Raw genomic sequence first — 18,927 nt, 5'->3', positions numbered from 1 at the left:
ACCTCGCAAACCCGGGCGTCGCGCCCGGCGTCGATCTAACTGGCTATTCGAAGATAAGAGGTTAGGTGGCGGGCGTCAACCGGCTAAGTCGCGATAGCCGGGTAGAATCGAGGGGTGCAGTCGGAAGATCGATCTCTGCGGCGGTACGCCGCCGACCCCCGCCCGCTGGTCGGGGAGCCGTTGTGCCTGGACCTCCTCAACACCCGGTGGCACGACGACGGCGCTCACCACGACCTGCTCGACTCCACCGAAGGGCTCGCCGTCTGGCTGCGTTCGGCCGGGCTGGACGAGCGCGCGGCGGCCGGCAGGGCGACGCTCGACGCCGCCGTCCGGACCCGCGGGATCCTTCTGCGGCTCGTGGACGAGGGCCCCTCCCCGCGGTCGATGGACGCGCTCAACGAGGTCCTGGAACGCGGCGCGATGCACTACCGGCTCGGGCCCGGCGGGCCGGAAGAGCACGCGCGGACCGGCGACCCCGCGTGGCTGCCGTCCTGGCTGGCCGCCGCCGACTACCTGCGCCTCATGGCCGCCGGTCCCGAACGGGTCAAGCCCTGCGCGCACCCCAACTGCGTGCTGCACTTCCACGACACGACCAAGAACGGCACCCGGCGCTGGTGCTCCATGGCCGTGTGCGGCAACCGGGCCAAGGCGGCCCGGCACTACGAGCGCGCGAAGACCGGACGGTAGGACGCGTAACGCCGCCGGGCGGGCGGTTCAGCGCGCGGCGTCGCCGGTGATCGATTCGATCAGGGCGGCGCGGACGGCCCGGACGGCCGGGGAGCGCCACCGGGACGACGGCTCGGCGAGCCAGAGGCGGTGCCGGGACAGCCCGGCGGGCGGGCGCAGTTCGGCGAGCGTCCCGGAGGCGAGCTCGCCCGCGACCGTGACCGTCGGCAGCAGCGCCAGGCCGAGGCCGGCGGCGGCGCAGCGCTTCGCCGTCTCGATGCCGCCGAAGCGGGGCGGGTTCGCCGCGGGGTCGGCCGCGGCGACGAGGGCGGCGAGTTCGTCGCTGTAGGAGCAGCCCTCCTCCAGGAGGAGGACCCCCGCCCCGGCCAGTTCCGCCGGGGTGAGCGGGCGGTGCCGGGGGAGGCGCGTGGCCGGCGCCGCGACGAGCGAGAGCGGCTGGACGCCGAGGTCGACCAGGTCGGCGCCGGACGCCGCCGGAGAGGGTTCGAGGACGAGGGCCAGGTCGGCCCGGCGGTCGGCGAGCGTGGCCAGGGCCGTCCTCGTGTCGGCGGGGAACAGCGACAGGCTCACGTCCGGCAGCGCCGCCCGCAGGCCGGGTAGGGCGGGCGCGAGCCAGTAGGCGCACACCGACTCCGGCGCCCGGAGCCGCACCGGCCCGGACGGCTCGGTGGCGGCGGCGGTGACCTCGGCCAGCATCCGCTCCTGGAGGTCGAGGATGCCCCTGGCGTGCTCGGCGAGCAGCGAACCGGCGCGGGTGGGGGAGACGCCTCCGGGGCGGCGGTCGAGCAGCGGCGTCCCGGCCAGGCGCTCCAGCGCCTGGACGTGCGCGGTGACCGTGGACTGCACGAAGCCGAGCTCCGCCGAGGCGGCGGTCATCCCGCCGGTGCGCAGGACCGCGAGGAAGGTGGTGAGGAGGCGCGTGTCCATCGAGTTAACCGATGCCTTCCATCAATAACCATCGTTGGACGCGATGCTACCGGCCGAGGAGACTGCTCTCATGAGCGACATCGCACAAGCACTCCGCTACACCGCCTTCGACGTGGACGGCCGGGGCGGCAACCCCGCCGGCGTCGTCCTGGACGCGCGGGGCCTGGACGCCGCGACCATGCAGGAGATCGCCGCCGAGATCGGGTTCTCCGAGACGGCCTTCCTCCTGGACGAGGGAGGCGCGCCCGAGCGGTTCCGGCTCCGCTACTTCAGCCCTCTGGCCGAGGTCGCCTTCTGCGGGCACGCGACGATCGCGACCGCCGTCGCCCTGGCCGAGCGCCGGGGGACCGGGAGCCTGCGCCTGACCACCCTGGCGGGGGAGGTCGGGGTCGAGACGCGCGAGGCCGGCGGCCGTGTCCTCGCCACCCTCACGAGCGTGCCGCCGACCGTCCGGGACCTGGAGGAGGCCGACCTCGCCGCCCTGCTGGACGCGCTGCGCTGGGACGCCGCGGAGCTCGACCCCGCCCTACCGCCGCGCATCGCCAACGCGGGCAACGACCACCCGGTCCTCGCCGCGTCGACGCGCGCGCGGCTCGCCGACCTCGACTACGACATGGACGCCCTCGGCGGGCTCATGGCGCGCCGCGGCTGGACGACCGTCCACCTCGTCTGGCGGGAGAGCGAGACCCTCTTCCACGCGCGCGACCCGTTCCCGCCGGGCGGTGTGGTGGAGGACCCGGCGACCGGCGCCGCCGCGGCGGCCCTCGGCGGCTACCTGCGGGCGCTCGGCCTCGTCGAGCCGCCGGCCCGGATCACCGTCCGCCAGGGAGAGGACATGGGCCGTCCCAGCCGGCTGCTGGTCGACGTCCCCTCCGGCGACACCGGGATCAGCGTGAGCGGGACCGCCGCTCCCATGGGCGGCTGATACGGCGATGATCGAGTAGCGTCGGGCCATGCCGCATCCGACCGCGCCCGTGACCGCAGACGATCTCGACCTCGCCGTGCGAATGGCCGTCGCCACGCTCCGGGAGGCTCCACCGCGGGCGTGGGAGGCGAAGGCCGGGTCCCTCGAATGGGACTGCTGGGAGACGGTCGAGCACCTCAGCGACGACCTGTTCGCCTACGCGGCCCAGCTCGCGCCGAGGACGCCGCCGATGGACGACGAGGTGCCGTTCGTGTGGGAGAGCAGGCGGCCCGGCGGACCGGCCAACGCGATCCACGCGGACCGGGACGCCGGGCCCGCCGGGCTGCTCCAGGTCCTCGACGCGTGCGGCGGGATGCTGTCCGCCGTGGTCCGCTGCACGGCCCCGGACGTCCGCGCGCACCACGTCTTCGGCGCCGCTGACGCCGAGGGGTTCGCCGCCATGGGGATCGTGGAGGCCGTCGTCCACATGTACGACCTGGCGACCGGGCTGGGGCTGCCCTGGGAGCCGCCCGCCGACCTGTGCGCCCGCGTGCTGGGACGCCTGTTCCCGGACGCGCCGCAGGACACCGACCCCTGGAGGACCCTGCTGTGGGCCACCGGCCGCGGCGACATCCCCGGCCGCCCGCGCGTCACGTCCTGGCGCTGGTACGGGGAACCTCGCCGCTGACAGGCGGCGTCTGGTCAGCGCCTGTAGTGGAAGGCCGGTTTCGGGTGCATGAGGAAGTCGTGGTGGGAGATGTTCCAGGCGTAGGCGCCCGCCATGGTGAAGGCGATGACGTCGCCTCGGGACAGGGGCGGGACGGGGACGCCGCGCGCGAAGACGTCCTTCGGGGTGCAGAGCTGGCCCACCAGGGTCGCCGGGCGCCGCGGGCCGGTCGCGGCGGTCAGGACCTTGAACGGCTGGTCGTGGCCCTTCGTCACGGGGGTCCTCAGATGGTGCGTGCCGCCTCTGAGCACGACGTAGGTCTCGCCTCGCGTGGTCTTCACGTCCAGGACGTCGGTGACGTACCAGCCGTGGTAGGCGGTCAACGCCCGTCCAGGCTCGATGCGGACCTTCGCGGGGATGTCGGTAAGGCCCGTCCCGTAGGCCTGCCAGTCGAAGCGGGTTTCAGGGGAGGTGTAGTCCACCGCCATCCCGCCGCCGACGTTCAGTTCGGGCTCGTCCACACCCCGGGCGCGCAGCCAGGGGATCGCCCATTCCGCTATCCGGTGGGCCAGGTCGAGCATGGTCGGCGCGTCCAGGCCGGAGGCCAGGTGGGCGTGGACGCCCCGGAGCGTGAGGTGGGGGTGGTCGGCCAAGAGGCGGGCGCAATGGTCGAGAGCGTCTTCGTCCATGCCGAATGGGCCGCTCATGGTGAGGGCGGCATTCGGCACGTGCGCGGGCAGGTTCGCGCGGAGGAGGACGTCGGCGGGGCCGAGGGCGGCGAGGCGGGCCGGCTCGTTCGGGCTCTCCACGTGGATCCGTTCGGCCTTGAGCGTGCGCGCCAGGGCCAGTTCGTCGTCGGTCTTCCCGGGGCCGCCGAACGCGACGGGTTTGCCGGGGAGCGTCTCGCGGACATGGGCGAGTTCGCCGCCGGACGACACCTCGATGCCGTCCACGTGGGGCGCGACGGTACGGAGGATCTCGGCGTCCGGATTGGCTTTGGCCGCGTAGAAGACCTCCGTGCCGGGGAGCGCGGCGCGTATGCCGCGGACGTGGGCGTCGAGGCCGGGCAGGTCGTAGACGTAGGCCGGGTACCGGTCGAGGTTCAGCGCGAACTCGTTCACAGCGGTCGGGGCGCGGCGAGCGGGTTGGGGACGGGGACGTAGGCGGCGCCGCGGTCGGCCGTCCGGGACCAGCGGGTGCGGAGGTTCGCCTTGGCGGGCAGCGGGACTCCGGCCAGCAGGGCCCTCACCTGCGGATGTCGGTCGTGGGCGGCGAAGTGCTCGCGCGCCGAGCGCCAGAGCGTCCCGTCCAAGGACGGGTGGAGGTCGGCCACGGCGGCGGCCACCTCGCTGAGGTGGTTGACCAGGAGGCAGTAGACGACGCGGTTCCAACCCTGGTCGGGGGCATAGGTGAGGCTCTCGGCCACGCGGGAGGGGAGGTGGGAGAGGTCCCATTGGCCGGCGGTCAGTTTGGTGCCCTCCATGTCGCGGAACACGGCTTGGACGGGCATGCCGTCGGCGTCGACGCAGACGAGGACGTTCTGCAGATGGGGCTCCAGGACGACGCCGTGGTCCAGATAGGCGCCCAGTACGGGCGGTGCGACGCGGGATACGTATGCGTCCCACCATTCATGGGCGCTGTCCGGGGCGGACAGTGCGGGCAGCCCGGCGAGGAGGGCGTTGCAGGGATCGGTCAGGGCGCCTGCAAGGAGAGGTGTGCCGGGAAGGCTGGCGACACCCTGGCGCAGGATCACGCCCAGGCCCTCATATAGGCGTCGATCGGGGAGGGCGACGCTTCGGTAGGCGGGCTCCCTGAGGAACGTGGCGTCCAGCTTCTCCAGGATGGGCGGCAGTAGCCCGTTCAGGGTCATCGCCCCGGTCAGCTCGTACCAGGCGTTCTTGCGGACGCAGTTGGTGATGCGCACATCCAGGCTGAACTTGCAGAACACGTCGGCGTCCGGGATGTACGCGGTACGGACGGACGACGTGGGCACCGCCTCCAGTTCGGAGGGGCCGAGGTTGAGCAGCGACCCGTTCGCCAGGGCCTTCCGCAGGACGGGGTTGTCCGCCAGCAACGAGAACTGCCACGGATGGACGGGAAGCAGCCGACGTCCAGGGGGCACCGGGGGGCCGTGCTCCTCCAGGGACGTGAAGGCGTCCACGTCCCCCTCCTCCGCGACGAGGTGCTCGGGGACGGCGAGCCACAGCGGACGGAATCGGGCCCTCGTCTCAGGCGCGTAGGGGAGCCATTCCTGCGGCGAACCCTGGCGTGCCTTGGGAGACGGGTGGAAGCGATGCCCCGCCACAAGGGACTGCTCTGAATCGATGTAGTCGTCACCGGAGGCTCCGCCTCTGGCGGCGAGGATGGCGGCGAGCGCGGCGTGGCTGTCGTCGACCTGGGCGAGGAACTCCGGATTCGGGTGGCCCGTCGCGAGTTCCAGTTCGCCCGCGACGAGGTTCGCCAGCCTGTTCCAGGAGGCCGGTATCCACTCGTCCTCGCGGTGCTCCTCGTAGGGCGGCGCCAAGCGGGGGGCGGCGGCCAGGGGGCGGGCCAGGCCCGCGCGCAGCACCACCCCCGCGCGGGGGAGCCGGAACATGAGGCGGCCGCCGTCCGGCCAGACCTGCTGCTCGGGTGCGCACACCTCCCGGATCAGGCAGTTGAGCAGCGCGGTCGAGGTGGCGTCGTCGGCCGTGACGGCCGGTCCTGTCAGCAGCACGTCGTGTCCCGTAGGTAGTTGGGCCCCGGCGGGCCGTAGTGCTTGTTGATGTCGGCCGCGCCGGTCCTCGCCTTGTCGACGAGGGTCCCGGCGGTGACCATGGCCTTGCCGGGCAGCGTGCCGGCGTCGAGCGTGCGGGAGCGCAGGAACGCGTCGTCAGGCCCGAGCGCCTCGTCCAGCCGCTCGCGGAGCAGCCGGTGCCCGGTGCGCCAGGGCAGCAGCCCCCGCTCCGCCAGGCCGAGGGCGGGCGCCGCGGCGCACAGGTGCAGCGTGATCGTGACGAAGACGCGGGCGAGGGCCTCGGGGTCGGACGTCGTCATCCGGCGGTCGACGAGGTCGCGGGGGTCCGTGCCAGCGGAGGGCGGGACGCGCTCCCGCAACCGGGACGGGTCGATGAGCGCGCCGTCGTTGTCCTTCACGAGGAGGCGAAGCGGGGCCTCGTCCAAGACGAGCGCCACGTTCTGCTGGTGCGCCTCAAGCGCGATGCCGTACCGGAACAGCGTGACGTTCCAGGAGAGCAGCGCCGACAGGTAGGCGCTGAAAAGCTCTTCGACGTCCCAGCGTTCGATGACGTAACCACCGTCCGGTGCCGCGGCGAGCAGGGCCGCTACGGGGACGACGTGCGCGCGCGCCACCTCCGGAGGGAAACGCCGCACCAGATAGCCGAGGAGCGGGTCGTCGGCGTGGCCGTAGGTCTGCTCGTCGGCGAGAAGGACCGGAAGCCCCGGCTCGTTCAAGAGCACCTGGCGCAGGATCCGTTCGACGAGCGCGCCGTCCGGAAGCGTGCCGGGCATGATGGTGCGCCGGTTGCGGAGGCCGAGGGTGCTCGTCGGCAGCGGCATCTTCAGATGGGCGAGGGGCGCCGCCGTGACCGTCCGCATGGAGAGGGTCGGTGCGACCTGGAGGTAGGGGTCGGGCGCGAGGAGGGCGCCGGGCTGGGACCGCACCTCCCGCACCGCCAGCGGGTGGACGGGGAACAGCGCCTCCGCCGGGGCCGCCTCCGTCACGCGCAGGCCCACGTCGGACGGAGCGGGCCACCACTCGGGAAGGGGCCCGGCCAGCGTCGCGTTCCGTACGGCCGCCCAGCGCAGCGGGAACGACGGAGCGAACTCGGGCGCGTAGCGGCTCAGGTCCGCCTGGGACAGCCCGGAGCGGCTCCGCCCGGTCGGGTGCACGGGATGGTCGTTGTAGGCCGCCAGCGCCTCGTAGAACGTGCCTGGGCCCGTTCGCAGCCCGGCCGGCAGGCGTCCCAGCCGCCGGTGGACGGCCGGGCGCGCGTCGTCGTGCAGCTTGATGGTCGCCAGGGCTTCACGGCACTCGCGCTCGAACGCCGCCGTGTCGTCGCGCGGGTCCGCCACCACATGGACGGCATGGAAGACGTCGCTCAACCGCAAACTCTGCCCAGGGTCCACGACGAGTTCTGAGAGAAAAGCGGGCCGGGCTTCCACGAGACGCACGGATCGGCCAGGAAGCTTCAGCGCGTGGCCGCGGATGAATCGCCTCAGGCCGCCGTAGTCCTCTCTCAGCAAAGCGTCCAGGACACGGGCCGCGAGCGGGCCTTCGACGTCGTCCCCCGTCACGCGATCGTCCAGTCGTGGGCCGCCCGGAACCGCGCCAGGGCGGCGTCCACCTCCTCGGGCCCGGGGCCGATGGCCCGCACGGTGCCCAGGTAGTCGCGGTTGGTGCGGGTGAGCGCGACGGTGTCGCCCACCTCCCGCTGCGGACGGTACGCCAGCCGCACGTCGCCGTCGTCCAGGCGCAGGGGGCCGGGAGCCGCCCTGAGCGTGCCTGAGCGCTCGGCGATGACCGGCTCGGCGACGGCATGGCGCGGACGGGGGACCTCCCACCCCGGCAGGGCCGCGCCGAGGTGGACCCGCAGGATCTCCTCGAAGAGCGGGAGGCCGAGCAGGTCGGCCAGCAGGAAGTCGCAGTGGTCGCCGATCAGCCGGTAGTTGACCTCGATGACCCGGGCGCGCCCCTCGTGGACCACGAACTCGGTGTGGCAGGCCCCGAAGCCGACGCCCAGCGCCTCCAGCTGGGCCAGGACCTGCGCCGTCTCCGGCGGCGGAGGCGCCCACTCGAGGCGCTCCTCGACGAAGAACGGCGGCGGCGAGAGCGTCGTGCGGAACGACCCCAGCACGCGCAGCTCCCTCCCGTCGCCCAGCGTCTCCAGCGTGTGGAGGCGCCCCGGCAGGTACTCCTCGGCCACCAGCGGATCGCCGCGGCGGGCTCCGACCTCCTCGACCCGGGCGGCGAGCTCCCCGGCGTCGCGGACCAGGAAGACGTCCTCGCTCGCCACGCCCTCGCGCGGCTTGAGGACGAGCGGGTACGGCGCGTCCGCCGGGACCCGCGCGGCGTCCGCCGAGAAGACCGGGTCGAGGGGCGCCAGGTGCCGCCGCATGAGCGCCTTGTTCTTCGCGCGGGTCGCCGCCCGCCAGTCCTTGGCGGGCAGCCCGAAGTACTCGGCCGCCAGCGCGGCGGGCGCCTGGAGGAAGTCGCTGTTGGAGAAGACGGCGGCGGGCCCGCGTCCCGTCCGTGCGGAGATGTCCGCGATGCACGCGATGACGTCGCGGAAGTCGGAGACGTCGCACTCGGCCACCGGCACGCCGGCGTCGTGGGCGGCGGGACGGTCGGTGAGGAGCACGACGTCGAGGCCCAGGCGCGCGGCGGCGGGCAGGAACCCGTGCGTCACCGAGTCGGTCGCCTTCCCGGCGATCAGGTAGACAGAGGCGGCCACGACCGGCCCTTCCAGTGAGTGAGGTAAGCCTTGCCTAACTCGCAGTGATCACCATAGTGGCCGGGGCGCCCTCCGCGCGCAAGAACGATGGCATCGCGTGTCCCGGTCCGTCCGCCGATCCGCCAGGATGGGTCCATGGACCTTGTCGACCGGTGGGTGGCTCTGGCGGGGCCCCACACCCGGCACATCGGGACCGAGCTCGACCAGCGCTACGGGGAGCCGCACCGCCGCTACCACACCCGCGCGCACCTGGTCGCGGTGCTCGACCTCGTGGACGAGCTGGCCGGGCACGCCGGCGACCCCGACGCCGTCCGCCTCGCCGCCTGGTTCCACGACGCCGTCTACGACCCCGAGCGCGCCGACAACGAGGAGCGCAGCGCCCGCCTGGCCGCGCGCATGCTCGCCGACACCGACCTCCCGGAGGCCGTCGTCGCGCGGGTCGTCCGGCTCGTCGAGCTGACCGCCGCGCACGCGCCGCAGGAGGACGACCTCGACGGGCAGGTCCTCTGCGACGCCGACCTCGCCGTCCTCGGCTCCGAGCCCGAGGAGTACGCCGCCTACGCCGCCGCCGTCCGCGAGGAGTACGCGTTCGTCCCCGACGAGTTCTTCCACGCCGGACGGGCCGAGGTCCTCAACGGGCTGCTGGCCCTGCCCAGCCTCTTCCACACGCCCCCCGCACGCGAGCGCTTCGAGGAGCGCGCCCGCAACAACATCCGGACGGAACTCCTGCTCCTCAACGCCTGACCGGACGTGAGCCCCCGGTCACCCGACCGTGCGGGGCTGGTACTCCTTGCGCCGGCGCAGCCCCGCCCTGGTGAGCCGCAGGAGCAGCTCCTGGCAGCCCACCGCCTCGGCGCCGTGCAGCAGCGCCGCCTCGTACAGCTCGGACGGGACGTCGTAGTGGTCGCGCTCGAACGCCCGCGGCGGCATCCCGAGCTCGGCGGCGAACGCGTGCAGCTCGTCGTACGACACGTCACTGACCATGTGCGACCACACGCGGCCCCGCGCGGGCCACAGCGGCGGGTCGATGAGGATCAAGGCCACTCCCGCGATCGAGGCAAGGGGATCCCTTACTGTGAGTCTCCCGTCTCGGAAGCCGAGGGGACCGGACGTCCGGAGACCCCGGACCACAGGACACTCGGCCCGACACTACGACATGCGAAGGGGCATGCAGGTGAACGACGTAGTCGCCTACATCCAGGCGGACCGCGACCGGTTCGTCGCCGACCTCAAGGAGTGGCTGGCGATCCCGTCCATCTCCGGGGACCCGGCCCACGCCGAGGATGTGCGCACCTCCGCCGGATGGCTCGCCGAGTACCTGCGCGGGCAGGGCTTCCCGACCGTCGAGGTCTGGGACACCCCCGGCCTGCCGGCGGTGTTCGCCGAATGGCCCGCCGAGGACCCGGACGCCCCCTCCGTCGTCGTCTACGGCCACCACGACGTCCAGCCGGTCGAGCCGCTGGAGGAGTGGGAGACCGACCCGTTCAAGCCCGTCGAGAAGGGCGACCGGCTCATCGGGCGCGGCGCGTCCGACGACAAGGGCCAGGTCTTCTTCCACACCCTCGGGATCCGCGCGGCGCTCGCCGCCTCCGGGCGGCAGGCCCCGCCCGTCACGATCAAGCTGCTGGTCGAGGGCGAGGAGGAGTCCGGCTCGGTGCACTTCGCCGACCTGCTCCGCACCCACCGCGACCGGCTCGCCTGCGACGCCGTCGTCATCAGCGACACCACGATGTGGTCGGCGGACGTGCCGTCCATGTGCACCGGCATGCGCGGCCTCGCCGAGGCGGAGGTCACGCTGCGCGGCCCGGACGGCGACCTGCACTCCGGCTCGTTCGGCGGCGCCGTCCCCAACCCGCTCCACGCGATGGCCTCGCTGCTCGCCGCCCTGCACGACGAGGACGGCCGCGTCGCCGTCCCCGGCTTCTACGACGACGTCGTCCCGCTGACCGACGAGGAGCGGGAGCTGTTCGCCCGGCTGCCCTTCGACGAGGGCGAGTGGCTGCGGACCGCCGGGAACAGCCGCGCCGCCCACGGCGAGAAGGGCTACACGACCCTCGAGCGCGTCTGGGCCCGGCCGACCGCCGAGATCAACGGCATGTGGGGCGGGCACACCGGGCCGGGCGGCAAGACGATCGTGCCCCGCGAGGCGCACGCCAAGATCTCGTTCAGGCTCGCCGCCGGCCAGGACCCCCGCAAGGTCCAGGAGCAGTTCAGGGCGTGGGTCGCCGAGCAGGCGCCGGCCGGCGTCGAGGCCGAGGTCCGCGTCCCGGGCGGCGGCGTCCGGCCCTGCTTCTCGCCGATCGACTCGCCGGGCGTCAAGGCCGCGCGGCGCGCCATGGAGCGGGCCTTCGGCGGCGACGTCCTGTTCACCCGCGAGGGCGGCAGCGGCCCCGAGGCCGACCTCGCCGACATCCTCGACGCGCCGCTGGTCTTCGTCGCGGTCGGCCTGGACGGCGACCGCATCCACGCCCCCAACGAGAAGGTCGAGATCCCACTGCTGCTCAAGGGCGCCGAGGCCGCCGCGTACCTGTGGGAAGAACTCGCCACCGCGCTGCGCTGAACACGCCGGAGAGGAGCACGATGACCGACGCCCCCCTGGAGACGCCGCGGGCCGCGCCCGAGGCGGCGCACGCCCCGCTGGAGTGGCTCGCGCTCGCGCGCGGCACGCTCGACCGCGTCGCGCTGAACCGCCGCGACGACGCCTGGCTCGACGCCGCCTGGGCGGACCCGAGGACGCGCGTCCTGGTCGTCCAGGAGGGGCGGTCGCTCGTGACCTACGAGCCCGTTCCCGCGCTCGTCCTCGTCCCGCCGGGCCGGGCTCCGGAGGGCGACCGGTGGCTCCTCGGCGTCGACGGCGACGGCGCCGCCTACTTCGGGGTGTCCGGCCCGCTTCCCGCCGTCGAGGGCGCGGAGCAGGCCGGGCTCCGCCGCGTCGGCGCGCTCCTCGGCGACCGCGACTCCGGGCTCCTCACCCACGCGGTCGCCCTGGAGCACTGGCACGCCACCCACCGGCACTGCCCGCGCTGCGGCGCCGAGACGCGCGTGGCCTCCGCCGGGCACGTGCGCGTCTGCCCCGAGGACGGCTCGCAGCACTTCCCGCGCGTCGACCCCGCCGTGATCATGCTGGTGACCGACGAGGCCGACCGCGTCCTGCTGGCCCGCGGCCCGCAGTGGCCCGCCGACCGCCGCTCGATCCTCGCCGGGTTCGTCGAGCCGGGCGAGTCCCTGGAGCAGGCCGTCGCGCGCGAGGTGGAGGAGGAGGTCGGGCTGCCCGTCCGGGACGTGCGCTACCTCGGCAGCCAGCCGTGGCCGCTCCCGCAGAGCCTCATGCTGGGGTTCACCGCGCGGGCGGACGGCGGCCTGCCGCTGCGCCCCGACCCGGAGGAGATCCTGGACGCCGCCTGGTACACCCGCGCCGAGCTGCGCGCCGCCATCGACGCGGGCGAGATCGTCGCCCCGGGCCCGCTGTCGATAGCCGCCCAGCTCATCATGCGCTGGTACGGCGCCGAACTCCCCAAGATGCCGTCGTTCTAGCCTGCAGTGCCCTCCTCCTTCGGGCCTGGCGGCCCTGCTGTGCCTATGGCAGTGCTCTCCTCCTTCGGGCCTTGGCGGCCCTCCATCGTCGGGCACTGCGGGCGATCGCTGGCATCGCTCCGTCTCGCCTTGACGGCTCGCTGCGCGATCAGATTCTTACTTCGCTCGAATCTGCCTTCGGACGCGATCGCAACCGTTGGGGTCGTCGCGTGGTTGCGGTGCGGGCTGGGGGGGGCGGCCTTCAGGCCCGGAGGGGGAGGGAAGCGCTAGGGGGCATCTGCGATTTCCGCTAGGCGGCGCTTTACTTCTTTGGCGCTGGGGTTGGTGGCGGCGGTGCCGTCGGGGAACACCAGCGTCGGCACCGTCTGGTTGCCTCCGTTGACGCTCATCACGAACTCGGCGGCCTCGGGGTCGCGCTCGATGTCGACCTCCACCATGTGGATGCCGTCGCGGGCCAGCTGGCTCTTCAGCCGCCGGCAGAACCCGCACCAGGACGTCGTGTACATGGTGAGCTGGCCGGCCGTGCCCTTGGTCCGGTCGGTCGTCGGCGTCGCCATCGGTTCCGCGTCTCCTCGCGCTCGGGGGTTTGTCCCCGCAAGAACATTCGGCGGCGCGATCTCATTCCGCTTTGTCCACAGGCGGCGGGGACGGCTGATACAGGTGGGGCGGGCTGCGAGTATGGGGGGATGTCAGCTGAGTCGGTGCTGGAGGGGCTCGACCCCGAGCAGCGGGCGGTCGCCGAGGCGGTGAAAGGCCCGGTGTGCGTGCTCGCGGGCGCCGGGACGGGCAAGACCAGGGCCATCACCCACCGGATCGCCTACGCCACCCTCACCGGCGTCGTGACGCCGCAGCGGGTCCTCGCCGTGACGTTCACCACACGCGCGGCGGGGGAGCTGCGCAGCCGGCTGCGCCAGCTCGGCGCGCCCGGCGTGCAGGCCCGCACCTTCCACGCGGCGGCGCTGCGGCAGCTCGGCTACTTCTGGCCGCGCGTCGTCGGCGGCGAGGCGCCCAAGATCGTCGACTCGAAGATCGGGCTGGTCGCCGACGCGGCGCGGGCGTGCCGGCTGTCCCTCGGCCGCACGGAGCTGCGCGACGTCGCGAGCGAGATCGAATGGGCGAAGGTCACCCAGAACCGCCCCGAGGACTACCCCGCCGCCGTCGTGAAGGCGGGCCGCCGGCCGCCCGCCGAGATCGTCGACGTGGCCCGCGTGTACGCGATGTACGAGCAGCTCAGGCGCGAGCGCAACCTGCTCGACTTCGAGGGCATGCTGGAGCTGACCGCCGCCGTCATCACCGAGCACCGCGAGGTCGCCAACCAGGTCCGCGAGCAGTACCGGTACTTCGTCGTCGACGAGTTCCAGGACGTCAACCCCCTGCAGAAGATGCTGCTCGACGCCTGGGTCGGCGACCGCGACGACCTGTGCGTCGTCGGCGACCCCAACCAGACGATCTACTCCTTCACCGGCGCGTCCCCCTCCCACCTGCTCGACTTCACCCGCGAGCACCCGGACGCCAAGGTCGTCAGGCTCGTGCGCGACTACCGCTCGACGCCGCAGGTCGTCCGGCTGGCCAACGGGGTGATCGGGCAGGCGCGGGGCGCGCGGCACAGGCTGGAGCTGGTCGCGCAGCGCGAGAACGGGCCCGAGCCCGTGTTCAACGAGTACGACGACGAGGTCGCCGAGGCCGACGACGCGGCGCGCCGCGCCCGCAAGCTCATCGAGGAGGGCGTCCCCGCGCGGGAGATCGCGATCCTGTACCGGATCAACGCGCAGTCCGAGACCTACGAGTCGGCCCTCGCGGCCGTGGGCGTCCCCTACGTCCTGCGCGGCGCGGAGCGCTTCTTCGAGCGGCCCGAGGTGCGCGAGGCCGTGGTCCGGCTGCGCGGCGCGGCGCGGGCGGGCGCCGACGCCGAGACCGAGGGGATGGGGCTGATCCAGACCGTCCGGCACGTCCTGAGCGGGGCGGGGTTCTCCGACCGGCCCCCCGAGGGCGCGGGCGCGGCCCGCGCGCGCTGGGAGTCCCTCGCCGCGCTGGCCCAGCTCGCCGAGGACATGGCCGCCGACAACCCCAGGGCCGGGCTCCCCGACTTCGTCGCCGAACTGGAGGAGCGCGCCGCCGCGCAGCACGCGCCCCCGCTGGAGGGCGTCACGCTCGCCTCGCTGCACGCCGCCAAGGGCCTGGAGTGGGACGCGGTCTTCCTCGTCGGGCTGGCCGAGGGCACGCTGCCCATCGTCTACGCCAAGACCCCCGAGCAGATCGAGGAGGAGCGCCGCCTCCTGTACGTCGGCGTGACGCGGGCGCGCGTCCACCTGAACCTGTCATGGGCGCTGGCGCGGTCGCCCGGCGGAACGCAGGCGCGCCGCCCGTCCCGCTTCCTGGACGGCCTGACCGGCAAGACCACCACGCACACCCCCGCGCGCGTCGACCGGTCGAAGCGGCGCCCCGCCAAGGGGCCGCAGCCGTGCCGGGTGTGCGGGCGCCCCCTGACCGCCGCCGTCGAACGCAAGCTCGGCCGCTGCGAAGACTGCCCCTCAGAGCTGAACGAGGAGCTCCTCCTCGCGCTCAAGGAGTGGCGCGCCCAGGTGTCGGCCGAGCAGAAGGTGCCCGCCTACGTGGTGTTCACCGACGCGACGCTCCAGGCGATCGCCGAGCACGCCCCAGACTCCATGGAGGACCTGGCCCGCATCCCGGGCGTCGGCAAGGTGAAGCTCGACCGGTACGGCGACGCCGTCCTCGGCCTCTGCCGACACTGACGGGCCCGGTGGGAGAGCCGCGGTCGCCAGGGAGAGCCCACGGCCGCGTGGGTGAGCCCGCCTGCGAAGGGTGAGAGCCGGCTCACTCGCCCCCATAGGGAACACTGGCCACCGTGAAGGAATCGCTGAAGGAACTGCTGGACCTGCTCGACCTGGAGCAGATCGAGAACGACATCTTCCGCGGCCGCAGCCCCGAGGAGCGGCGGCAGCGCGTCTTCGGGGGGCAGGTGGCGGGGCAGGCGCTCGTCGCCGCCGGGCGCACCGTCCCCGCGAACCGGCCCGTGCACTCGCTGCACGCCTACTTCATCCGGCCCGGTGATCCGCTCGTCCCGCTCGTCTACACCGTCGACCGGGTCCGCGACGGGCGGTCCTTCACCACCCGCCGCGTCACCGCCGTCCAGCACGGCAAGGCGATCTTCACGCTGTCGGCGTCGTTCCAGATCGTCGAGGACGGCCCGTCCCACCAGGCCCCGATGCCCGAGGCCCCCGCCCCCGAGTCGCTGCCGGACGGCCTGACCCGCCTCACGCCGCTGTTCGGCGAGGTCGGCGCCCGCGAGTTCGTCGACCGCCGCCCGTTCGACATCCGGCACGCGACCCCGCTGTCCTGGGAGGCGGCCAAGGACCCCTCCCTCGCCACCCCCGAGTCGAAGGTGTGGCTGAAGGTGGACGGCGAGCTGCCGCACGACCCCCTGCTCCACGTGTGCCTCATGACCTACGCCTCGGACATGACGCTGCTCGACACCGTCCTGCTCAACCACGGCCTGGCCTGGGGCGACAAGCGCACGATGGGCGCCAGCCTCGACCACGCGATGTGGTTCCACCGGCCGTTCCGCGCCGACGAATGGCTGCTGTACTACCAGGACACGCCGTTCGCCGGCGGCGCCCGCGGGCTCGCCCGCGGCCAGGTGTTCACCCGCGAGGGCGAGCTGGTCGTGTCCGTCATGCAGGAGGGGCTCATCCGCGTCTCCGGCACCGAACGCGGGCGGTCGGGCGAGCGCTCGTGAGATGATCGTTCCGTACGCGGCTCCCGGGAGTTTCGACGCTCGCGAGGCGCGCGGAGTTCTGCGGGACGCGGGTGAATTCGCCCACGAAACCGCAGGTCAAAAATATCTTGCTTGATTCGGCGCGATCCCCGTACGCTCGATGCGAGCAAACAACCGGCCGCCCGGTGTGGATCTTGGATCCGCCGGACCCGGCCCGAGGAGCCAGAGAGGTGGTGTGCAGTCCGGTGAGCAACACGTTGATCAAATCCGCGTCGTCCTGGACTGCGGCCTGCCCCGGCACCTCCGTGTCCCGCGCCCCGATGACCCGCCTCCGCAAGCCCGGCGAGCCCGCCGCGTATTCCGAGGCGTCCGTCTTCGAGGCGTCGGCCACGCGACAGCGTGAGCGCGGCATGCAGCGGCGCGACCTGCGCTGGCTGCGCGGCACGAATCTGTGCGATCTGCGCTTCGAGCAGCGAATCCAGGACGACCAGGGGCGCATTGTCTTCGAACACCTTCTCGAGGACATGAGCGCTCCGGCTCCGGCCACGGCCCACGTGGGCGTCACCTTCACGGGTGGCGTGTCGGGTCCGTACCCCTGGAGGCGACGACCGGTCTAGCACGAAGACCGGCAAGCCCCCAGGCCGCGGATCCAGAACCGGATCCGCGGCCTTCTTCTTTGTCCAGACCCACCGACACGCCCGTTGAGATCCAACGAGAGGAACAAGGGTGACTGTGATGCAGGGGGCTCTCGCAGTAAGCGAGGAGGACCTCACGCTTCCGTGCCGGACCGACCCGGAGCTGTTCTTCGCCGAGGCTCCCGCCGACGTCGAGCTCGCCAAGGCCCTGTGCCTTGAGTGCCCGCTCCGCAAGGAGTGCCTCGCCGGGGCGCTGGAGCGCAAGGAGCCCTGGGGCGTCTGGGGCGGCGAACTGTTCGTCCGCGGTGTGATCGTTCCGCGCAAGCGGCCCCGCGGCCGCCCGCGCAAGCACCCGCGGCCCGACGAAGTGGCGGTGTGAGGGCCGATGCCCACCACACCGGTGATCGGCCGAATCCACCCCGGAGGCGCGGCCCCCGCGAGGGGACCGCGCCTCCGGGCGACCGGGGAGAACGAGATGGCACCGCTCAGCGAGATGACGTTGCTCAGCCAGGACCTGTCGAGGGAGCGAATACCCGCGACCGTCCCCGACGAGCTGGCCGCCCGCGTGCTCGCGCTCCGGCGCGCCCGCCGCGAGGCGCGGACCAGGGCGTCGCGGGTGCGCCGCGTCCTGCTCGCACCCACCGGGACGGGCGAGACGTACGCCCACCCGCCCCAGCCGCGGCACTGACGACCGACGCACCCCGACGGGCGCGATCGGAGAAGGCCGTGACCGACGGCGGTCGCGATCGAAGGGGGCCGCGACCGAGGGAGGTCACGGCCGTGGGACGAAGGGCTCGCCGGTGGCAGGCCGCCGTCCGTTCTTTCTTGGATGGTTTGGCGGACGGCACGCCTCCCGGCGGGCGCGTGGAGCGCGTCCGGTGGCCCACTCACCGGGCGCGCGAACAGCGGGGCCCCGCGCACCTCATCAGCGCGCGGGGCCCCCGAGCCTGTCCGAGCGGGCGTCAGCCGGTGACCAGTTCGCCGTCCGCGTCGTCGGCGAAGCCGGGCACCCACTTCAGCGACTCGGCGCGGGCCGGGATCTCGCACTCCAGCTGGCACAGCACGCCGGTGCCCGCCGACAGCACCCGGTGGATGATCACGTACTCCGGCGGCAGGTTCAGCTGCCGGACGACGTTGGAGGGCCGCAGGTCGGTGACCTTCGCGGCCATGTCGCGCAGCCACTCGCGGTTGAACTTGAACGTCTCGGTGACGAACGGCTCGGTGATCGGAGCGAGGAACGCCTGGAGCGACTCGGCGTCGATCTCCACGCCCTCGCGGATGAAGTCCTCCCGGCGCAGGGCGTCCTCGACCTCGTCGATGTCGGCCATGGTGCCGATCCGCAGCAGCAGCCCGAGCCGCTTCTGGAACCCGCCGGGGATGCGGTCGACGGCGCCGAAGTCCAGGACGCCGAGCCGGCCGTCGGCCAGCAGCCGGAAGTTGCCGGGGTGCGGGTCGCCGTGCAGCATCCCCGAACGCTTCGGCCCCGACAGCAGGAACCGGCAGTACAGCAGGGCCGCGTGGTCGCGGGTCTCCTGGTCGCCCTCACTGATGATCTTCGAGAGGGCCGTGCCGTCCATCCACTCGGTGATCAGGATGTTCCCGGACTGCGCGATGACCTCGGGGATGTAGAAGTCGGGGTCGTCCAGGTAGGCCTCGCGGAACAGCGCCTGCGACTCCGCCTCGATCGTGTAGTCGAGCTCCTCGACCACCCGCTCCTTGAGCTCGGCCAGCATCGACTTGACGTCCAGGCCGGGCATCAGGACCCCGAACAGCCGGCCCAGCCGGGCGAGCTGGTTGAAGTCGCTGATCAGCGCCTTGCCCGCGCCCGGGTACTGCACCTTGACCGCGACGGCCCGGCCGTCGTGCCACACGGCGCGGTGCACCTGGCCGATCGACGCGGCGGCGGCCGGCCGGTCGTCGAACGACTCGAAGTAGTCCCGCCAGTCCTCGCCGAGGAACTCCTCCAGCACCTTGTGGACGGTCGCGACCGGCAGCGGGGGAGCGGCCTCCTGCAGCTTGGTCAGCGTGGCCCGGTACGGGCCGGCGATCTCCGGCGGGAGCGCCGCCTCGAAGATCGACAGCATCTGGCCGAGCTTCATCGCGCCGCCCTTGAGCTCGCCGAGCACCTTGAACAGCTGCTCGGCGGTCCGGGTCTGGATCTCCATCGCGACCGTCTCGGCCGGGCGGCCGATGGTCCGCTTTCCCACCCCGAGGGCGGTGCGTCCCGCGAAGCCGATGGGGAGGGACGCCAGCTTTGCTGACCGCGTCACCGCGCGGCGGGGGAGGTCGCTCACGCCGACCATTGTCGGTGATCGACTGTCGTTCACGCCACAACCATCCCGAACTCTCCCCGATGCCGGAACCGGTGCACCGGTCTGACCTGG

The 18,927-nt window shown here is 73.1% G+C and carries 19 protein-coding genes; 11 read left to right on the top strand and 8 right to left on the bottom strand.

All coding sequences use genetic code 11. The annotated features are described in order from the left end of the window. Window positions 1-114 precede the first annotated feature (114 nt). Entirely contained in the window at window positions 115-687 is a 573-nt protein-coding gene (locus tag FKD65_RS14120) for a CGNR zinc finger domain-containing protein (RefSeq protein WP_240810135.1), read from the top strand. Between the two features lie 27 nt (window positions 688-714). Here FKD65_RS14120 and FKD65_RS14115 read toward each other — a convergent pair whose 3' ends face one another. Continuing rightward, on the bottom strand, window positions 715-1,614 hold the full coding sequence (locus FKD65_RS14115) for a LysR family transcriptional regulator (RefSeq protein ID WP_141577938.1): 900 nt from the start codon (window positions 1,612-1,614) through the stop codon (window positions 715-717). A 70-nt stretch (window positions 1,615-1,684) separates the two neighbouring features. On the opposite strand from FKD65_RS14115, the gene FKD65_RS14110 reads away from it, so the two are divergent. After that, window positions 1,685-2,539, top strand: a complete 855-nt coding sequence (locus tag FKD65_RS14110; protein WP_141577937.1) for a PhzF family phenazine biosynthesis protein — start codon at window positions 1,685-1,687, stop codon at window positions 2,537-2,539. A 28-nt stretch (window positions 2,540-2,567) separates the two neighbouring features. Next, window positions 2,568-3,206: a hypothetical protein gene (locus tag FKD65_RS14105; RefSeq protein WP_141577936.1), complete on the top strand. Its 639-nt coding sequence runs from the start codon at window positions 2,568-2,570 to the stop codon at window positions 3,204-3,206. Window positions 3,207-3,220: 14 nt separating this feature from the next. On the opposite strand, the gene FKD65_RS14100 is transcribed toward FKD65_RS14105, so the two are convergent. From FKD65_RS14100 to FKD65_RS14085, 4 genes are all read right to left on the bottom strand, one after another. Further along, a complete protein-coding gene (locus tag FKD65_RS14100; protein WP_205718660.1) occupies window positions 3,221-4,306 on the bottom strand; it encodes an alanine racemase in 1,086 nt (361 codons plus the stop codon). Continuing rightward, window positions 4,303-5,901 (bottom strand): IucA/IucC family siderophore biosynthesis protein, encoded by a 1,599-nt coding sequence (locus tag FKD65_RS44900; protein WP_141577934.1) that lies wholly within the window; start codon window positions 5,899-5,901, stop codon window positions 4,303-4,305. Before FKD65_RS44900 ends, FKD65_RS14100 begins: the two co-directional genes overlap by 4 nt. Further along, window positions 5,892-7,289 carry an IucA/IucC family protein gene (locus tag FKD65_RS14090; RefSeq protein ID WP_240810134.1) on the bottom strand — a complete coding sequence of 466 codons (1,398 nt, stop codon included), beginning with the start codon at window positions 7,287-7,289 and terminating at the stop codon, window positions 5,892-5,894. The genes FKD65_RS44900 and FKD65_RS14090 overlap by 10 nt, the downstream gene beginning before the upstream one ends. Before the next feature lie 188 nt (window positions 7,290-7,477). Beyond that, a complete protein-coding gene (locus FKD65_RS14085; protein ID WP_141577932.1) occupies window positions 7,478-8,638 on the bottom strand; it encodes an ATP-grasp domain-containing protein in 1,161 nt (386 codons plus the stop codon). A gap of 135 nt (window positions 8,639-8,773) precedes the next feature. On the opposite strand from FKD65_RS14085, the gene FKD65_RS14080 reads away from it, so the two are divergent. Then, window positions 8,774-9,382: an HD domain-containing protein gene (locus tag FKD65_RS14080; RefSeq protein WP_141577931.1), complete on the top strand. Its 609-nt coding sequence runs from the start codon at window positions 8,774-8,776 to the stop codon at window positions 9,380-9,382. A gap of 18 nt (window positions 9,383-9,400) precedes the next feature. Here the strand turns inward: FKD65_RS14080 and FKD65_RS14075 are convergent, their stop codons facing one another. Then, entirely contained in the window at window positions 9,401-9,676 is a 276-nt protein-coding gene (locus tag FKD65_RS14075) for a DUF4031 domain-containing protein (protein ID WP_141577930.1), read from the bottom strand. A 136-nt stretch (window positions 9,677-9,812) separates the two neighbouring features. Between FKD65_RS14075 and FKD65_RS14070 the strand changes: the two genes are divergently transcribed. Continuing rightward, on the top strand, window positions 9,813-11,198 hold the full coding sequence (locus FKD65_RS14070) for a dipeptidase (RefSeq protein WP_240810133.1): 1,386 nt from the start codon (window positions 9,813-9,815) through the stop codon (window positions 11,196-11,198). A gap of 20 nt (window positions 11,199-11,218) precedes the next feature. Next, the gene (nudC, locus tag FKD65_RS14065) at window positions 11,219-12,172 is read left to right on the top strand and encodes an NAD(+) diphosphatase (RefSeq protein WP_141577928.1); all 954 of its coding nucleotides are present in this window, start codon (window positions 11,219-11,221) and stop codon (window positions 12,170-12,172) included. Between the two features lie 266 nt (window positions 12,173-12,438). On the opposite strand, the gene FKD65_RS14060 is transcribed toward nudC, so the two are convergent. After that, a complete protein-coding gene (locus tag FKD65_RS14060; protein WP_141577927.1) occupies window positions 12,439-12,729 on the bottom strand; it encodes a mycoredoxin in 291 nt (96 codons plus the stop codon). Window positions 12,730-12,858: 129 nt separating this feature from the next. Between FKD65_RS14060 and FKD65_RS14055 the strand changes: the two genes are divergently transcribed. From FKD65_RS14055 to FKD65_RS14035, 5 genes are all read left to right on the top strand, one after another. Then, window positions 12,859-14,925, top strand: coding sequence for an ATP-dependent DNA helicase UvrD2 (locus tag FKD65_RS14055; protein WP_141577926.1), 2,067 nt, complete (start codon window positions 12,859-12,861; stop codon window positions 14,923-14,925). A 113-nt stretch (window positions 14,926-15,038) separates the two neighbouring features. Further along, window positions 15,039-15,929, top strand: a complete 891-nt coding sequence (tesB, locus tag FKD65_RS14050; protein WP_141577925.1) for an acyl-CoA thioesterase II — start codon at window positions 15,039-15,041, stop codon at window positions 15,927-15,929. A 224-nt stretch (window positions 15,930-16,153) separates the two neighbouring features. After that, complete coding sequence (locus tag FKD65_RS14045; RefSeq protein WP_141577924.1) at window positions 16,154-16,525, top strand: hypothetical protein; 372 nt, start codon at window positions 16,154-16,156, stop codon at window positions 16,523-16,525. Window positions 16,526-16,643: 118 nt separating this feature from the next. Next, window positions 16,644-16,922 carry a WhiB family transcriptional regulator gene (locus tag FKD65_RS14040; protein WP_052357680.1) on the top strand — a complete coding sequence of 93 codons (279 nt, stop codon included), beginning with the start codon at window positions 16,644-16,646 and terminating at the stop codon, window positions 16,920-16,922. Window positions 16,923-17,018: 96 nt separating this feature from the next. Next, the gene (locus FKD65_RS14035; RefSeq protein WP_141577923.1) at window positions 17,019-17,231 is read left to right on the top strand and encodes a hypothetical protein; all 213 of its coding nucleotides are present in this window, start codon (window positions 17,019-17,021) and stop codon (window positions 17,229-17,231) included. 274 nt (window positions 17,232-17,505) lie between these two features. On the opposite strand, the gene FKD65_RS14030 is transcribed toward FKD65_RS14035, so the two are convergent. Further along, the gene (locus FKD65_RS14030) at window positions 17,506-18,837 is read right to left on the bottom strand and encodes an AarF/ABC1/UbiB kinase family protein (RefSeq protein WP_141577922.1); all 1,332 of its coding nucleotides are present in this window, start codon (window positions 18,835-18,837) and stop codon (window positions 17,506-17,508) included. Between the last annotated feature and the right edge of the window lie 90 nt (window positions 18,838-18,927).

The sequence above is a fragment of the Actinomadura sp. WMMA1423 genome (assembly GCF_006547145.1).
Taxonomy (GTDB): domain Bacteria; phylum Actinomycetota; class Actinomycetes; order Streptosporangiales; family Streptosporangiaceae; genus Spirillospora.
The sequence above is the reverse complement of the archived record's forward strand: the minus strand, read 5'-3'. Positions and strand labels throughout refer to the sequence as shown.